Source organism: Cryobacterium sp. Y57 (genome assembly GCF_002929505.1).
GTDB lineage: Bacteria > Actinomycetota > Actinomycetes > Actinomycetales > Microbacteriaceae > Cryobacterium.
In genome coordinates this window covers 1-14,829 of the sequence record NZ_PJJL01000064.1, presented here as the reverse complement: position 1 = coordinate 14,829, position 14,829 = coordinate 1, and the positions used below count along the sequence as shown (strand labels likewise).

Genomic DNA, 14,829 nt, shown 5'->3' with positions numbered 1-14,829 from the left:
GAGGAGTTACTCCGTATCCAGCGCGAGGATGTTGAACGAAGGGGCTTGCCGAGTAGAATATGCCAGGCCCCATGCGATGCCCGCGTAACCCATCATGAGATCGGGGATCACGACGCCGGTTGCCGCGCCGGAGAGGCCGCCCGTGGACCGAATTGAACCAATGATGCGTTCCCAGGCCTTATCGGTCCGGTTGGTAACCTCCGTGCGACCCAAATCCACGCCCAACATCGTTTCAAGGCAGATCAGGTTCCCCACGTTTCCGTGGCACAGAGAATTATTGCCCGCGCCTCGGCCGTTCTCAACGCTAAGCGTCAGAGCTGTCGTGGCGATAGCCCGCTTTCGCTCTTGGTGAACAACGGGGTCCAGCTGAATTCCGCGCTTTTGAATGAGTGCTCGACCGAATCCTGCACCGGGACTGCCGTGGCACCACGCACGCATATGGTCGGTCCCAATTGGTAGCGACCGCAGGTCGGGCCAATCCCCAGCAGCCAGTTCGGAATTCACCCGTTCAAAACGGAGGGCATCGCCTGCAAGTTCGGCAAGCTCTGGTCGCTCAAGTGCCTCGGCAGCTCGAACAAGGGACCAAGCGATACCCGTAGTCCCATGAGAAAATCCGATTAGCGGACGGTCGTTGCCCTCCCCTTGCCAGCGTGCGCCCCTCGTGTCGCGAATTGCCGCCGACTCGAGCGCACGCGAAATGTCCGCGAGGGCGGTCAGGTGCGCCGGCCTATCGAGAACGCCGGCCAAGGCATCGATGAGGGAAAGCACCCCGGCATTCCCAGTAACGAAGTCGTGATGGCCGTCCGAAGGTGCCAAGGCACGTAGTACATCGAGGGCACGTGCGCTGGCTTGGCGGGCGCCTTCGTCGCCATTGCGGATCCATTCCCGGCCCATGGTCAAAGCGAATCCGCCGATGTGCCCGAATGCGCCCGAATTCTGCGACTGGCGAATCTTCTCGATTGACTCGGCATCAGTGTCGATCAAGGGACCGTACGCCTTGATCTGGTCCAAAACCTCAAGCCGTAGCGTCTCGACCCACTCCTCTTCGGTCGCAATCGCGACTCCCTCGAGGGCTAGGGCTATTCCACTCAGCCCGCCGTACACGTCCATTGTCGTAGGTTTTGTGACCCAGACGGTTTCGCCGATTGCTGCCATGGACATCCATCCCACACCATTGGGCCTAATCACCATGTTTTCCCGCAGCTCCCGGATGAGGTCGAGCGACGTGGTCAGCCTTTGGTCGCGAGAGTCTCCAATCGGGTCGGTCAACGCTGGCAGTGGCACTCGGAGTGGAGCCTCTGAGTGAGGAAGGGTTGCGTATGAGTAGTCGATCAATTGCAGCTGAAGTTTGAGGTCCTGTGCGCCCATACCCTCACGTATGCGAGAACGGATGCGCTCAATCGGAGGTTCGGTACCCCCCAAGACTCGAATTGTGTCCATGGCCGCAATGAACTCTCCAGTCAAGGCGTCAACTTCGAAGAATGGTATGTCGCCCTGGCGCAGATCTGCTATCTCAGCGCGGATGAGAGCCTCTCGCTCGGGTCGATTCGCGTAGCCAGCCAAGAGTTTCCCGAGGCATAAATCGCGATCAACTCCGTCGCGCATAAAGTCTGGATGGTAAGACTCGCTGAGTAGTTTCCCGTAGACCATGGTCGGTCGGGGGATGTACCGTGAACGAGCGTTTGCATAACCATCAATGAGACCGCCCGCGTCGACCCATGCAGAACGATCGCTGATGATGGCTCGGTACGCCCATGCAAATCCGGCGCGGAACTCTTCGCGGCGGCCCCACAAGACTTCCCGATCCATAGACGCGTCGTCGGCGCTGGTGAGAGGTGCCGGGCCGTTCACAACATGCATTTCATCTGATGACTCGTTCAAGAACCGCGGCATGGCAATTGTGGCAGATTGCCCCGAACGATAGCCCACCGCAGAAATGTCCGAGGAGTACACACGCCCCTCTCGGCTCGTGACTATGGGACTTGGCAGAATACCAACACCAACGCAGGACTCCGCGAGCGCATCGCTCGCTACGTTGACCAAGTCGGAACGGTCCTCGTTGGCGTACCTTCGTTCCGTGTGGAGCAAAGACTCGAGGTCGACAGGAACGGGCATCACGCCGGCGTAGACGATGTTCTCGTGGTGGAAATCTGTGGACTGAAGTGCAAACAGCACCGCGTTCAAGGCGCCTAAGCGCCAGCTGCACTGGTCGGCTCCTCCTAATGGAATCTGTTCTGATTTGATGAACTCAAACCACGCATACTCTCCTCGATCGACCATTTCCGGTACCCGGAGCTTGTACGGCGGGCCACTCGCATTGAACCAGTCGATTGTTCCCGCGAAAGCTCTTTCCATGTTCGGACGTCTGGGCTTGTAGACGACCTTTCCGACGTCGGTAGTAAAAATCGCCACGCTCCGACCTTCGCGATGCGTATCACCGGCACCGAAATCTATGTCGACAGTCGTTGGCGTCATCCCTGCCCAGAATGACACGGATATATCTTCAGCATCATCTGTAAAACTTTGGGCAAGGTCCAGTCGGCGTTCGATCCAGAAGCGCAATCGTTCGGCAACCTGGCGGACGAGTACTGGGTACTCCTCGCGAATTGCAGATTGCAGTTCGGGTTCGGTACAGAGTGAAGTGAAATACCGAAAGCGTTCCTCCGGTGTTCCCCCCACCAGCTTGCCAAGTTCCCGATAAACGTTCAATTCCAACACCATGGTGAGGCCGACGACTTGACTTAACTCCTGCAGAGGGACTTTGTTGCACAGCGCGACGGCAAACGATTCTCCCCACGGCTGTTCAAGATCAATTACTGACCCAAGTCTCTGCCTGAGCTCGCGCCTCGCACCGCTGATAAGCGGGCGCACAACGTTGAGCATGCCCATCTCTGGAGCATCCCCCTCTGCGTCTCCGAGCCAAGAAGAGTGATCCTCCATCCACTTTGGCTGAGTGAGCCACCGATTCGCCAGCGATTCCTCGGTTTCACCCAGTGCGTGTTCGAGATCATCCCAAGACAGGCCGAAAGGTGAAAGAGCCTGAACGCGCGATAAAGTTTTCGCCTTGAGTGCTGGCAGCGTCAACCAGCGCGACGCGCGCAAAACCCCAGATGGTTGGTCGTATCGGCTTGCCCTACCGTTGTCACGACGTTCATCGAGGTTCATCGCCCTCCACCAGGTCGGACTTGCATTCTGAACGACCGCAGCCATATTGATGTCCTTAAAATGGGGCAGGACAGCCCTTTACGGGCTGTCCTGCGTCCGAGCTTCTCTTTGTTCTCAGTAGGAGCAGCCGGGATGACTGCAGATCACGCCGCACTGCGTCCAGCTGGAATACCACGGCACGCACCAGCAGCAGCCCCACGTTCCACCCAAGGCCGTCCCCGCGGCGCCGTTAATTCCATCGAGTTCGAAATCACTGAGCTCGGTGAGATCGACTCGACCGGCAGGATGTGTTGACTCATCGACGTCGAATAGAGACGTATTCTTCCATTGAGTTATTGTGTTCATTTCGCAATACCCAATCCGCTATCGGCAGCAGCCACGAGTGCCGAGTTCACATGAGCCCCATATCGCGGTATTACCAAAACAGGCAGAAATTGTTGCGATTATGATTGTTGCCGTGGCGCACCAAGGCGTGGTGCCGCCGTTGACCTCCCGCATCTCCACGTCGTCGAGCTCCACGAGCCCTGCTGGATGATTTCTCCCTGATCGTTCGAGATTCTTCCATTCGATTACGGTATTCATAATCCCCCCCCAATGTTTTGTTTTTATCAAGTCCAATGGGTAAAACTGTACTGAAGTTGAATGTCTCACGTCAAGTTTGATAACCATTCCGTCAGACTTTTACTAAGGGCCCCGCGAGCCGCCCGTACCGTTCCGTCGGTATCGATGTCAGTACCCGCGCGTAGCGTCACCGCCCTGCTTCGAATATTAAGGGTCTAAGTAGTAATAGAGCCAAAACGTCCGCTAAGGACTCGATTGTTCAATGGCGCGTTCTTAGGAACTTCGCTTTCTCGATAGATGATCGAGATCGAGCCAGTTGCGAATACAGCGATGTTGACCTCAGGGAGTTCGGCTGCGCATCGATGAAGAAGCCGAGCCGCTCCCTTACGTCGGAGATTTCGCTGTTCCACCGCCCGAGCAATGTCGACGCTCCGGAAGCTGCGATACGGCGAACACAGCGAGACACAGGCCAGGAAGGGCATTTGCAAATCGGTTTGCAAGGTGTGGGTACAACGGCATGGCCTCATCATGCCGTATCAGATGGTTGGTCCACCCACGCGTCACCGCTGCGGGAGGCTCGCCCAAAGTTAAAACTTCAACCCAAAGAGTTGACCCGAGGCAGTGCCCGCCATCCGAAGCGCCACCCCCGCCCACCGCCCACCCGTGGGCCCAGTAGCGGGCATCCCATAGGCCGGACGGTGACCAGGAATCATGAACAGGCTATACACGACTCTTGCTCCGTTCCGCAGGGGGAACCCCCACCCGGACGATCTGACGTGAAACCGAACGCGAACGTCACCTCGGCCCAAAGCCGTTCCCATCTGACACTCCGCGCCCATGTGGTCACTTAGTATTCGAGAAGCAGGACAATAACGCCCGCGGTGTACTTTTCGAAGAGCGTCGACAAGCGATGCCGACTGTCGCGGTTCACTGTACGGTGAACGTCCCGCTTGATGCCGAGGGCGGCGCTGGTTTGGTCGGGTGTCATCAGGGGTGACGCCGGTATCGAACAGCTTCGAAGCAGACACCTCCTCCGCGTAACCGAGCCGGGAGCGGACGAGCGCCCCAGCACGTCCGCTGCCGTGCGGTCTTTCGGCCCGGCTGAAATCCGAACGCGAGGCCTACCTGAGGGAACTGAGCCAGCTCCAACTCGCGCTGGCCAAGGCGCAGGGTGAGAACTTAGAGCTCAGACGGCGCCTCGCCGGCCACGAGGATTAGGGCTAGAGATATGAGGAGCGACCCGGCAAGCGGCCGCATTCGGCGGAGTGGAACTAACCACCCGGCCCGGTCGGATCGATCGGCGCACCGTCGCCACCCTCAGGTAGGTCTCCGCGCTCCACCGGTTCGCCCGGAGCCTTGGGAACGTCGGAGAAGAGCAGTTCGAGTTCCGCATCCGATGGCACGTGCACCTTCTTCGCGGCTGTCAGAAGATCCGCTGGCGACGCGTCGTTCATTCCGGATACCCAGATCAGCGCACCGTCTCGCACCGCGACGTACTCGCGGATGCCTCCAGCCGACCGATGCCAGACGCCATCCTCATTGGCACACGTCACCGCTCCGCCGGGCGCATCCCAAAGGGGTGTCGCAGCACACGACGCTTCCGTAAGTTTCCCGGAATCGCTACGGATGGTCAGCATCGCACCCGTGCTGCTGTTGAACCAGGTAGCCGACATCCCGTCTGCAGCACCCGGCCCGACCGACTGCGGTGCGAGATCGTAGCCGTCCACCTCAGTCGTGTACACGAGTTCAGGAGCGATACCAACAGCTCTCGCGAGCTCGGCGATCGAATCCAGGCTCGCCGCATCCGCGCCCGTCGTCGATGCGCATCCAGTGAGAGATACGCAGACGGACGCCATAGATGCAGCCACGGCTAATGTCCACGCCCTAGGAAAGCGACCAGATCGACGCAAGAGCACCCCCTCCTTCGGTCACGGCTGTGCTTGGCCACTCTGCCAATCGCCAGCTCGTACAGTGTGAGTCTACGGTCCGGCCTACCCGGCCGGGGCATGCGCCGACGACGAACAACAGAAGAGCGCGCACAGGGGGGATACGGGGAGTCTGCACGCCCCATCACGAACGTCTTACGGGACGCTCGATCTTTTAGACCTCGATGGAGTGCGTCGGCGCGCTCGTCATCTGCAGAAAGATTGGTCTCGCGACGAATCCGCGAAATAGCGCGTCGCCGTGTCGCTATTCATAGCAATCGTCGTTCTGCGAACGGACCGATTGCTAACGCCGGCCGAGGTCGCCGCGGACGAGGAGGACGTTGCTCGGTGCGGAACGCGCAGATTCTGCTGGGCCTCCGGGCGGACGGCTGATCATTGCACGCTGCACCAGCGTTCCTGAGGGAACTTGCTTATCAGCGACGACCTCACGCGCCCACCCCGGGAGCTGTTTCTGCGTTCGGTTGCTCGGAGCGATACCGTTGACTTCTGGGTGGACGGTTCGTTCATGTCAGCATTCTTCTCTGGGGGCTCACATTCGTAAGACATTCGGATTAATTTCCACGGTCGTCTTGGGCTTGATGCTCTCAGCTTGTACGACCGTATCGCCCGCGGAACTCGACCCTACTGAGCCAGTACCCTCTGAATCGTCATCGGCTTCCGCACCCGCGGACATCATCATTGGTGCTGAGAGCACGGACATTGTCGATGCGGGTGGAGATGTACTCGTCTCGCTGAAGTATTCCGAAGACGGCGACGACGCGGTTGCTGCCGCTGTCGAAATCCTTGGGGAACCGACCGAGGTGCGCCATCAGGACAGCACTAACCACAACCCAGAAGTGGACGGAACTTCTTGGGGTGGGTTCGACATCGTCGTCAATCGGTACCGCGACGAGGTGTTGCTCACCGGCGAACCGCGCTTGTATCAGCCCGCATTCAGCGTGCAGGCGACCTCAGCGAGCACAGACTCCGATGTGGCCATCACGGCGGTCGACCTGACTCGCGTCGGGGATGACTTTGACGTCGCCGCTAAAAATGAGCCCACGAACCTCGTCCATACCGATGACGCTTTCGGAACACGCTCCGTTGCGGTAGACCTCCCCACATCGTTCCCAGGGATCATTGACGATGCCGGGATAGAAATGGTCTATGGTGCCATTGCCAACGCTGTGTCCGATTCCAGCACCGTCACCCATATCATCGCACCCGCGTACCTTTTCTCTCAGTCGTAGTACTTCGACGACCTCTTGGACGAACGCACAGCAAGTGGTGCGGACCCAAAAGGCGCGAGAGCTGAAGAACAGCGGGCCTTCAGCTCCTGCCCGCGAACCTTGCGCTGTGCCACTGCCGTGTCTTGCGTTGAACCTTGGCTTTCGCAGGGACCGCTGTCCGTCCTCGCTCAGGAGTTCATGCCAGTGGCGCACCCTCGTTGAATTCCGAAGCGAAGGGTGGCAGCAGCCCGAGCACAAAAGGATTCAGCACGTAGTAGAGCACCCCGACTCACCAAACAAAACCACTGCCAATTGTCGGATCACCACCGGGCTTAGACACGAACACCCAGCCTTCTACGATTTCATCGACCACCTCGTGACCGTTGGCAGCGAACTCAGACTGAGTCACCGTCCATTGATCTTCATCCATGGCAAGCTGGCCAATGAGCACGGATCCATCGAGGAACGCGACATCGTCAATAATGCCGCCACAGGCTATGCCATCGTTGACCATGCTGTCGACCAGAGGGTCGACAGCATCAGCCTCACTTTCGTGAAGTTGCACAACCTCGGCCGCGGAACTCCCAACAATATCCTGAAGCACCCGTCCCGGCATGATTTCGTCGCAGCTTGCCAATGGGGTTTCTGTGCTCGTCTCGGGTTGAGATGGAGTCACGCATCCGGAGAGACCTGTGCCCAGAATCATGACAAGGACAGCGGCGGCATAAGTCTGGGCTGGCGATCTCATCATGTTGAGCGTATCGCCCCTCTACATTGCAGGATGAACACCGCACGCCTGGGACCCCACTATGCAGGTCCTGTAGTACGACCAAGATTCCGCGCACGACGAAACCCGGGTTGTTCGCGTCGTCGTCCTGCACTATCTGCCGATCTGCGGAGCGCAATGGGCTGTCCAGCTAAATCCGGCCCGAGTGGCACAAGATTTTGCCCGCACTTCGCGGCGTCAACAGGAGCAGATTCCCGCGACACGAACGCGGACGCTCTAGACACCCCGGCAGACTCGCTTGGGGAACCCTGAGCGGGCCCGCTGAGCGCAGGACTTATTGACGATTACCATCGCCTAGTGGTGCGCAGCGTTCATCCTGCCGGAATGGGAAGCTGAGTAGATGGAAGCACTGGAATTGATTCGAACCCTCACCGCACGCCCGGCCGTTCGGTCGTTTACCGATCGCGCGGTGTCCACCGAGATGCTGGAGCAGATTGTTGACACTGCGCGGTGGACTGGTTCGGCTCGCAACCGGCAGCCGTGGCGTTTCATCGCAGTGCGTGACAAAGCACACCTTGAAAGGCTCAGTGCACTCGGGGCCTACGCGCAACACATCGCGTCCGCGCCGTGCGCCCTCGTCCTTCTCTCCGCCGACAACGGCTTCCAGGACACCCAATTCGATCTCGGAAAGGTCAGCCAGACGGTCATTCTGGCCGCGACTGCCTTGGGGCTCGGAAGTTGCTTATCGACAATTTATCCGGCGGACAACGTGGAGCAGGCAGCTCACTTGCTTCAGGTAGAAACTGGATGGCTACCGCACCACGCCATTTCGATCGGTTATCCGGGAACTCCAATGGCGGGAGTGCGCGCGATCGCTTCTGGACGTCTACCCGCCGCAGAATTACTTTCCCTCCACCGCCCGTAAGCGGAACCCTCTACGGGACGACGTTGTGTTGCGGCGAAATCCTCTTTCGTGATGCCGTTGCGAGTCGCCTATTCGTAGCGGATCGCGGCCAAGTCGGTGTTCTTCCCCAATCGGCTGACGGCAACAGCGACCGCGGCGAGGGCAAGCAATGCGCTGGCAAGTAGCGCTCCGATGTAGCGGGCATCGGGCCAGCCGACCGATCGGCCACCGTTGGTGAGCCCCACGAGTATGAGGTCGGCCACCAGAAAGCCGAGTCCGATCGATATTGCCATCACGGACAGGAGCGGGGCTGCCGCTTCGAGTGTGATGATGCGGCGGAGACCGGCGAGGTTCATCCCGAGCAGCCGCAGCAGGGCGAGCATTCGGCGACGGTCGATCATGGCCGATATGGTGGCGATGGCGAGTGAGAGTCCTGCGATGAGCGTGGCAACGCCGATACCCAAGTAGGCGAGGTTCGCGAAACTCGCGGCCATGGATTGCAACCGATCGTCGGCGAGATCCGTTCGGGTGCCTGCGGGCATCCAGCCGGTACCGGCGATCGTGCCCGCCTGCAGCGCGGTTCTCGCGCGTTCGATCGCGGCCGGTGATCCATTGGTGCCGATGAGCAGGATGCGCGGAGTCAGCTCGGCCACGTCGGTCGCTTCCGCGGGAGTGAAGACGGCGGGAGTTCCTCTCAGGGCGTCGCTGTTGATGGAGACGACAGGAGCGGAAGGAACAATCCCGAGACTGAGGTCGTTCGCGGCATCCGCCGAAATCAGGAGCCGGTTGGCGTCGGGTCCCTCACCGGAATCAATCGTGAAAATTGTGGTCACTTGGGTGACTCCCGAGATCGCGGCAATGCGCGCGCGAGCCGCTTCGGTGCGAGCGGGATCGGTCGCGGCGGGCGTTGAATCCAGATGCTGAATGAGGGTACTGACCGGAAGCAGTCCCGGCCCATCGTCGGGGGCTACGCTCTGGTTGGCGGTTGTCGCGGCACCCGCGAAGACGCTGACCATGAACACGGCAACGACGAGGCCACTAACGGAGCGAAAGGTGTCCACGGGCGTGCGACGGATGCGGTTGCCCGCGATGACTCCAGCCGCTGTCTTGCTGCGCCGAGCCATGATGCCGCCCGCGAGCAGGGTGAGGTAGGGGCCTGCCACGAGCAGACCGACGGTGGTGATGGTGAAGCCGATGACAACCAGCGTTCCGACGCGCGGAACGGGCAGTCCGGCGAGCACCGCCACGGTCGTGGCGATGAGTATTCCCAGCCCGCCTGCAAGCGGCACTAAGCGAAGCAGCGAGGGGGTCTTTTCTGCCTGCTGTTTCGTTTGTCCAAGCGGTCCGATGCCCGCGCGACGGATGCGTCCGCCTGCCGTAATTGCGGATGCCGCGACGGCGACCGCCACTATCGTGGCCGTGGTAAGCGGCGTCACGGCGAGGTCTGAAGGGAAGAACGCTCCGTCGTCGACGGAGACGAGCGCGGCGACCGGGCCGAGCAGCGCGGCAAGCAGTACGCCGATCAGTGCCCCGATGAGACTTGTGGCCGCTGTTTCAACCGCGGCGATGGCGGCAACGGTGCGCGGGGTGGCGCCGATCAGACGTAGTGTGGCGAAACGCTCCCGCCGAGCTACGGCGCCGAGCCCGGTCACGATGCTCACGAGCAACAGCACCGGGAACAGCACTGCGATGGCACCCACGATCGCCACGGTCTGGTAGTTCGTGCCCGCACGGTGTGGCACGTCTGTGAAACTGGTCACGATCTGCGCTGCCGGGCGCTCGATTAGGGCGCTCGTCCTGGCGCCGACAACGACAACGAGCGAATCAGGACTCGCGAGGGCAGAGTCGGAAATGGTTCCAGTGAGTGTGCCGAAGCGGTCGCCGAGCTCGTCGGGCGGAACCTGCGCAATGCGGTCGATGAGCGCGGGCGACGCGTAGTACTCACCTGGCTGCGGCAGGTCGGTGATGCCCGGAATCGTGACGCTCGACGTTGTCGGGGCGGCGAGATCCAGACGCACGATCCGATCCCCCTGGTGCCGGTCGGTCGTGTGGGCCAGCGCCACTCGGTCGTCGCCCAGCGACGCCATATCAGTGGTCACCGTGCCCGGGCCTGTGTCGGCGCCGACCACGTACTCCCCGGAGGCATACATCCAACTGGACCGCTCGTCCCGGGCACCCAAGCCCTGATATGCGCCCCCAAGTAGGAGCGCCAGAGTCACTCCCACGGCGACTCCGGCGGTGATACCCAGCAGCCGCCCCCAGGATGCACGGCTGCCGATCACAGCCAGACGCACCACACTCGGATTCATTTGATGCCGACCCGGTCAGTTGCCGCCAGCTGACCATCCCGCACGATGATCTCGCGGTCGGCGTAGGCTGCCGTGCGCGGGTCGTGGGTGATCATCACGAGCGTGGTTCCCGCCTTGCGGACAAGCTCGAGCATCGCTGTCAACACGTTCTCGGCAGCGAGGGAATCCAAGGACCCGGTGGGCTCATCCGCAAAGAGCACCGACGGTTGCGTGACCAGAGCGCGGGCGATAGCGACGCGCTGGGCTTCGCCGCCGGAGAGTTCGCCGGGCAACTGATCGGCGGCGACCTCAAGGCCGAGGCGGTCGAGCCATCCACGCGCGGCCGTCAACGCCTGCCTGCGTTTCATGCCTCCGAGTAACAGCGGAATGGTGACGTTGTCGATTGCTGTCAGGTCGGGCAGCAGCTGACCGAATTGAAAAACGAAGCCGAACTCCTTCAGGCGCAGGGCCGATCGGCGTGCTTCGCTCAGGGCAGTGATGACGGTGCCACCAACGGATACCGTGCCGCTGTCGGGCAGTAGCACACCGGCCAGGCAGTGCAGCAGGCTCGACTTGCCGGAGCCCGAAGGCCCCATCACCGCGACGACCTCGCCGCGCTGGATGTCTAGGTCAATGCCGCGGAGGGCATCCGTTGTACCGAAAGACTTGCGCAGGCCACGAGCCTGGATGAGGGCGGTCATGGCAGTTTGATCTCGTTTCGCAGTTGGGTCAGTCGGGCGCCGGTCAGGTCGATCCAGCGCAGGTCGGCCTCGATATGGAAGAGCGCGTGGTCACACAGCAGCACGCGCATCAGGTCTGCTCCCTGCTTTTCACGGGTGAGTTCCCGCATACGGGCGAGATGCTCCGTGCGTTGCACGTCGAGCAGCCGGTCTGCGTTGTCGTCGACGAGTAGGGCAATAATGGTCTTGGCGAAAAGGTTGCTCTGCAAAGTTTCCGAGGGAATATCGGGCGTGAACATCCACTGCGAGACGCGGGTTCGGCCGACTTCGGTGACCTCGTACTTCTTACGATCAGGGCCCCCACCAGCCTCGTCAGCTAGCGAAAGAATCTGCCCGTCACGGGTCATGCGTGCCAGGCTCGCATAGACCTGACCGAACGCGAGGGGTTTCCGCACTCCAAAGAAACGATCGTAGGTGTGCTTGAGATCGTAACCATAGCTGGGCTCGACACTGAGCAGCCCGAGCAGGGTGAGAGAGTTGTCCACAACCGCCACTATACACACAGTGAATAGTGGCGGTTAGCCATCTTGCTGACAACTACTTATTAGGTTTGGTTAGGCCGCGGACGGCGGAGCGGTCGGGCGAAGACCGCGGCCTCCTAATGGTTCCGTAGGGGGAACCCTCTACGGACGTCCGGCGATAGGGTGGGTGCATGGTGGGCCTGTGGGAAAGCATCACGCGCGTAGGCGCAACAACATGGTTTGCGATTGCGGTTCTGCTGACAGTCGTTGGATACTTTGGCGACGAGGACGCCCTATGGTCTCTCCTCTGGCTGATCCCCCATGCAGTGATCTTGTTCGGCGTGTGGCGCGGCAGTCGGACCGCATGGGCAATATTAGTGAGCGTCAGCGCGGCCCTGGCCGCAACGCTGGGCATTGTCGGCATCGGAATGCAGTTCGGGTCCGGATTCGTCATGAACATCTATTGGTGGGGGCCCACGGCCCACGGCGCAGCGCTGCTGTGTCTCGTCGCTTTTCGAGCAAGCAGGCGGCGAGCAGCCACAGTCAAGCCTCAGGCGATCCATGACTCCCCGTCTGAACTCGAACGGACGCAGCACGCCGCTCTTTGAATGCTCGCGTCAGATTCAAGGGCTCGGCCGGGATGGATGGGCTTTCGTGCGGTCGCAGATTCAGGGGGCCTAGTCCGGTTCACGGCCGGTGAGCGCCGTCACCCAATGGTCCTGGAGGGCAGTCCGCAAGGGGAACGGCGGATTCAACCGGTCGTCGCAACGATGGGCTTTTCTGGCTCTGATAATAGTCGTTGCATGGCTTGAGCGGGTGTGCTGCCGCCGAGCGTTTTGCGGGGTCGATTGTTGAGTTCGGTAGCGACTTCGAGTAGCCGCTCGGGCGAATGGACGGATAAGTCGGTGCCTTNTCCACTACGGTTATCAACAGCCAGCATGGACAGCGTAGAAGAATCCACTAATTCCGCTGTCCGAAATACCCGCGGCAGGTCACACTCAACGATCGACCGCGCAAAACACTCGGCGGCATCACCCCCGCCCAAGCCATGCAACGACTACTGTCAGAACCAGAAAAATCAATCGTTGCGACGACCGGTTGAATCCGCCGTTCCCCATGCGGGCAGAGGACGACCGGCGCCGAGATCGCGGCCAGGTACTCACCTTGGAACCGAAGTTCGGCTAGGCGGTTGGATCAGCGGGCGCACCGTCTGCTTCAATGGGCTTTCCTGTGGGACGAGCGTAGTAGGCCCATGGAAACCACATTGTTCCTATTCGACGCCATCCTTCACCCTCTAATCGGTGTCGGCTGGATCCGAATGCCGCGACTCGGAGGTGTTCCCATTGCTCATTAGATTGGATGACGTCGTGGAAGTACATTCCGTAGCTAATTGAATGCCACCCCGCGCGTCCAGCTTCGGCTAGCGCGTCCATCTCGTCAAACGCCGTCAAGGGATAGAGTCGACGTTTCTCGTCAGGAGAATGAACGTCGGTACTGTCGAGAACCCGCCCGAATCTCTGCTGGGCTGCTTGCCGACTCATGTCAAGTTGCTGCCCGATGCGCTCCCAGCTCACGCTCGCCTGACGAGCGGATGCGACTGCAAACTGCAAAAGCTGAGCTATTTCCTCAGCGCTCCGGGACGTCAGATCAATGAGGTCAAGATAGGAGTCGGGCTCGTGTTCAAGGCGCCCCGCCAGAGTTGGGTCGACTGACGCAATTGCGTCTGACAGGGCGCGGCGCAGGCCGTCGTCGCTCTGCTCGGGTTCTTCACTCACTGGTCGCGGGGTGGCTTGGCGCGTGCAATCACTACTGCAAGGGAAGCCCCAGCCACGCCGAGCAGCAACGCGGCGACGACGAGCAATATGACCTTGATCACAATGGAAGCAACGAGAAGCGTGAAAAGGGCGATGCCAACGGAAGCAAACGCTATAAATGTAGCGGTGAATGCTGCCCGAGATTTTAGGGTCGGATTGTCGTGAACCATGTGTCAATCATAGATTGACTGGCGCATTTGTCAACCGTGAATTGACATACGGCGCTCATTGGTTGCAATCCGTGCGCTTTCCGACGCCATCGTAAATAACCTTGACCCGCCGTTCCGTAAGGGGTTGGCGGATTCAACCGGTCGTCGCAACGATGGGCTTTTCTGGCTCTGACAATAGTCGTTGCATGGCTTGAGCGGGTGTGCTGCCGCCGAGCGTTTTGCGGGGTCGATTGTTGAGTTCGGTAGCAACTTCAAGTAGCCGCTCGGGCGAATGGACGGATAAGTCGGTGCCTTTGGGGAAATATTGGCGCAGCAGCCCGTTGGTGTTTTCGTTGGTGCCCCGCTGCCACGGCGAATGCGGATCACAGAAGTAGATAGCTATCGTGGTGGCCAGCGTGATCTGCCGGTGCTGGGCCAGCTCGGTGCCTTGGTCCCATGTCAGAGTCTTCACCAAGTGCTCGGGGAGAGTCTTGATGGCGGCCAACAGCCCCTCGCGAACCGTGATCGCGCCGTGGTCACCGGGGAGGTGGACGAGCATTGTGAACCGGGTCTGACGCTCCACCAACGTAGCGATCGCCGACCGGCAGTGTGACCCCAAGATCAGATCTCCTTCCCAATGCCCCGGCACGGCGCGGTCGGCAACCTCCGCCGGTCGCTCGCTGATCATGGTCATGTCCGGGATCTTGCCGGAGTTCTTCGCAGCAGGGCGCCTTGGACGACGGATGGCGCGGCCGGTGCGTAAATGCTGATGCAGATCACCGCGCAAGTCACCCCGGCCGCCCCCATAAAGCGCCTGGTAGATCGCCTCCGGGCTGACCCGCATCTCCTGCCGACCCGGAAACACC

The 14,829-nt window shown here is 60.5% G+C and carries 14 protein-coding genes; 4 read left to right on the top strand and 10 right to left on the bottom strand.

Features of this window, described 5'->3' with window-relative positions; translation table 11 throughout:
- Positions 1-6: 6 nt before the first annotated feature.
- The 4 genes from lanM to CXY72_RS07615 all read right to left on the bottom strand — a co-directional run bounded on the left by lanM (position 7) and on the right by CXY72_RS07615 (position 5,582).
- Positions 7-3,210, bottom strand: coding sequence for a type 2 lanthipeptide synthetase LanM (gene lanM / locus CXY72_RS07625; RefSeq protein WP_104127098.1), 3,204 nt, complete (start codon positions 3,208-3,210; stop codon positions 7-9).
- Between the two features lie 69 nt (positions 3,211-3,279).
- Positions 3,280-3,510: a mersacidin/lichenicidin family type 2 lantibiotic gene (locus CXY72_RS20630; protein ID WP_146071102.1), complete on the bottom strand. Its 231-nt coding sequence runs from the start codon at positions 3,508-3,510 to the stop codon at positions 3,280-3,282.
- 1,063 nt (positions 3,511-4,573) lie between these two features.
- Positions 4,574-4,714, bottom strand: coding sequence for a hypothetical protein (locus CXY72_RS19520; protein ID WP_158252513.1), 141 nt, complete (start codon positions 4,712-4,714; stop codon positions 4,574-4,576).
- A 283-nt stretch (positions 4,715-4,997) separates the two neighbouring features.
- Positions 4,998-5,582 carry a hypothetical protein gene (locus CXY72_RS07615; protein WP_104127096.1) on the bottom strand — a complete coding sequence of 195 codons (585 nt, stop codon included), beginning with the start codon at positions 5,580-5,582 and terminating at the stop codon, positions 4,998-5,000.
- A gap of 668 nt (positions 5,583-6,250) precedes the next feature.
- Between CXY72_RS07615 and CXY72_RS07610 the strand changes: the two genes are divergently transcribed.
- Complete coding sequence (locus CXY72_RS07610) at positions 6,251-6,901, top strand: hypothetical protein (protein ID WP_104127095.1); 651 nt, start codon at positions 6,251-6,253, stop codon at positions 6,899-6,901.
- Positions 6,902-7,169: 268 nt separating this feature from the next.
- Here the strand turns inward: CXY72_RS07610 and CXY72_RS07605 are convergent, their stop codons facing one another.
- Complete coding sequence (locus tag CXY72_RS07605) at positions 7,170-7,631, bottom strand: hypothetical protein (protein ID WP_146071101.1); 462 nt, start codon at positions 7,629-7,631, stop codon at positions 7,170-7,172.
- Positions 7,632-8,007: 376 nt separating this feature from the next.
- Between CXY72_RS07605 and CXY72_RS07600 the strand changes: the two genes are divergently transcribed.
- Positions 8,008-8,532: a nitroreductase family protein gene (locus CXY72_RS07600; RefSeq protein WP_104127093.1), complete on the top strand. Its 525-nt coding sequence runs from the start codon at positions 8,008-8,010 to the stop codon at positions 8,530-8,532.
- Between the two features lie 68 nt (positions 8,533-8,600).
- On the opposite strand, the gene CXY72_RS07595 is transcribed toward CXY72_RS07600, so the two are convergent.
- From CXY72_RS07595 to CXY72_RS07585, 3 genes are read right to left on the bottom strand one after another with little or no spacing between them, the layout of a single operon-like run.
- Positions 8,601-10,820: an FtsX-like permease family protein gene (locus CXY72_RS07595; RefSeq protein WP_104127092.1), complete on the bottom strand. Its 2,220-nt coding sequence runs from the start codon at positions 10,818-10,820 to the stop codon at positions 8,601-8,603.
- Complete coding sequence (locus CXY72_RS07590; RefSeq protein ID WP_104127091.1) at positions 10,817-11,500, bottom strand: ABC transporter ATP-binding protein; 684 nt, start codon at positions 11,498-11,500, stop codon at positions 10,817-10,819. Before CXY72_RS07590 ends, CXY72_RS07595 begins: the two co-directional genes overlap by 4 nt.
- A complete protein-coding gene (locus tag CXY72_RS07585; protein WP_092113102.1) occupies positions 11,497-12,024 on the bottom strand; it encodes a PadR family transcriptional regulator in 528 nt (175 codons plus the stop codon). The genes CXY72_RS07590 and CXY72_RS07585 overlap by 4 nt, the downstream gene beginning before the upstream one ends.
- Before the next feature lie 167 nt (positions 12,025-12,191).
- On the opposite strand from CXY72_RS07585, the gene CXY72_RS07580 reads away from it, so the two are divergent.
- Both CXY72_RS07580 and CXY72_RS19515 read left to right on the top strand, forming a co-directional pair.
- Entirely contained in the window at positions 12,192-12,608 is a 417-nt protein-coding gene (locus CXY72_RS07580; protein ID WP_104127090.1) for a hypothetical protein, read from the top strand.
- A gap of 873 nt (positions 12,609-13,481) precedes the next feature.
- Positions 13,482-13,712, top strand: a complete 231-nt coding sequence (locus CXY72_RS19515; protein ID WP_158252512.1) for a hypothetical protein — start codon at positions 13,482-13,484, stop codon at positions 13,710-13,712.
- A 59-nt stretch (positions 13,713-13,771) separates the two neighbouring features.
- On the opposite strand, the gene CXY72_RS07565 is transcribed toward CXY72_RS19515, so the two are convergent.
- Complete coding sequence (locus CXY72_RS07565) at positions 13,772-13,984, bottom strand: hypothetical protein (protein ID WP_104127088.1); 213 nt, start codon at positions 13,982-13,984, stop codon at positions 13,772-13,774.
- A 133-nt stretch (positions 13,985-14,117) separates the two neighbouring features.
- Positions 14,118-14,829: IS30 family transposase (locus CXY72_RS07560; RefSeq protein ID WP_146071100.1), on the bottom strand; the 712-nt coding region annotated here is incomplete at its 5' end.

Coding starts and splice junctions, on each gene's coding strand:
- lanM (WP_104127098.1), bottom strand. CDS start 3,210: ATGGCTGCGGTCGTTCAGAATGCAAGTCCGACCTGGTGGAGGGCGATG.
- CXY72_RS20630 (WP_146071102.1), bottom strand. CDS start 3,510: ATGAACACAATAACTCAATGGAAGAATACGTCTCTATTCGACGTCGAT.
- CXY72_RS19520 (WP_158252513.1), bottom strand. CDS start 4,714: ATGACACCCGACCAAACCAGCGCCGCCCTCGGCATCAAGCGGGACGTT.
- CXY72_RS07615 (WP_104127096.1), bottom strand. CDS start 5,582: ATGGCGTCCGTCTGCGTATCTCTCACTGGATGCGCATCGACGACGGGC.
- CXY72_RS07610 (WP_104127095.1), top strand. CDS start 6,251: ATGCTCTCAGCTTGTACGACCGTATCGCCCGCGGAACTCGACCCTACT.
- CXY72_RS07605 (WP_146071101.1), bottom strand. CDS start 7,631: ATGATGAGATCGCCAGCCCAGACTTATGCCGCCGCTGTCCTTGTCATG.
- CXY72_RS07600 (WP_104127093.1), top strand. CDS start 8,008: ATGGAAGCACTGGAATTGATTCGAACCCTCACCGCACGCCCGGCCGTT.
- CXY72_RS07595 (WP_104127092.1), bottom strand. CDS start 10,820: ATGAATCCGAGTGTGGTGCGTCTGGCTGTGATCGGCAGCCGTGCATCC.
- CXY72_RS07590 (WP_104127091.1), bottom strand. CDS start 11,500: ATGACCGCCCTCATCCAGGCTCGTGGCCTGCGCAAGTCTTTCGGTACA.
- CXY72_RS07580 (WP_104127090.1), top strand. CDS start 12,192: ATGGTGGGCCTGTGGGAAAGCATCACGCGCGTAGGCGCAACAACATGG.
- CXY72_RS19515 (WP_158252512.1), top strand. CDS start 13,482: ATGAACGTCGGTACTGTCGAGAACCCGCCCGAATCTCTGCTGGGCTGC.
- CXY72_RS07565 (WP_104127088.1), bottom strand. CDS start 13,984: ATGGTTCACGACAATCCGACCCTAAAATCTCGGGCAGCATTCACCGCT.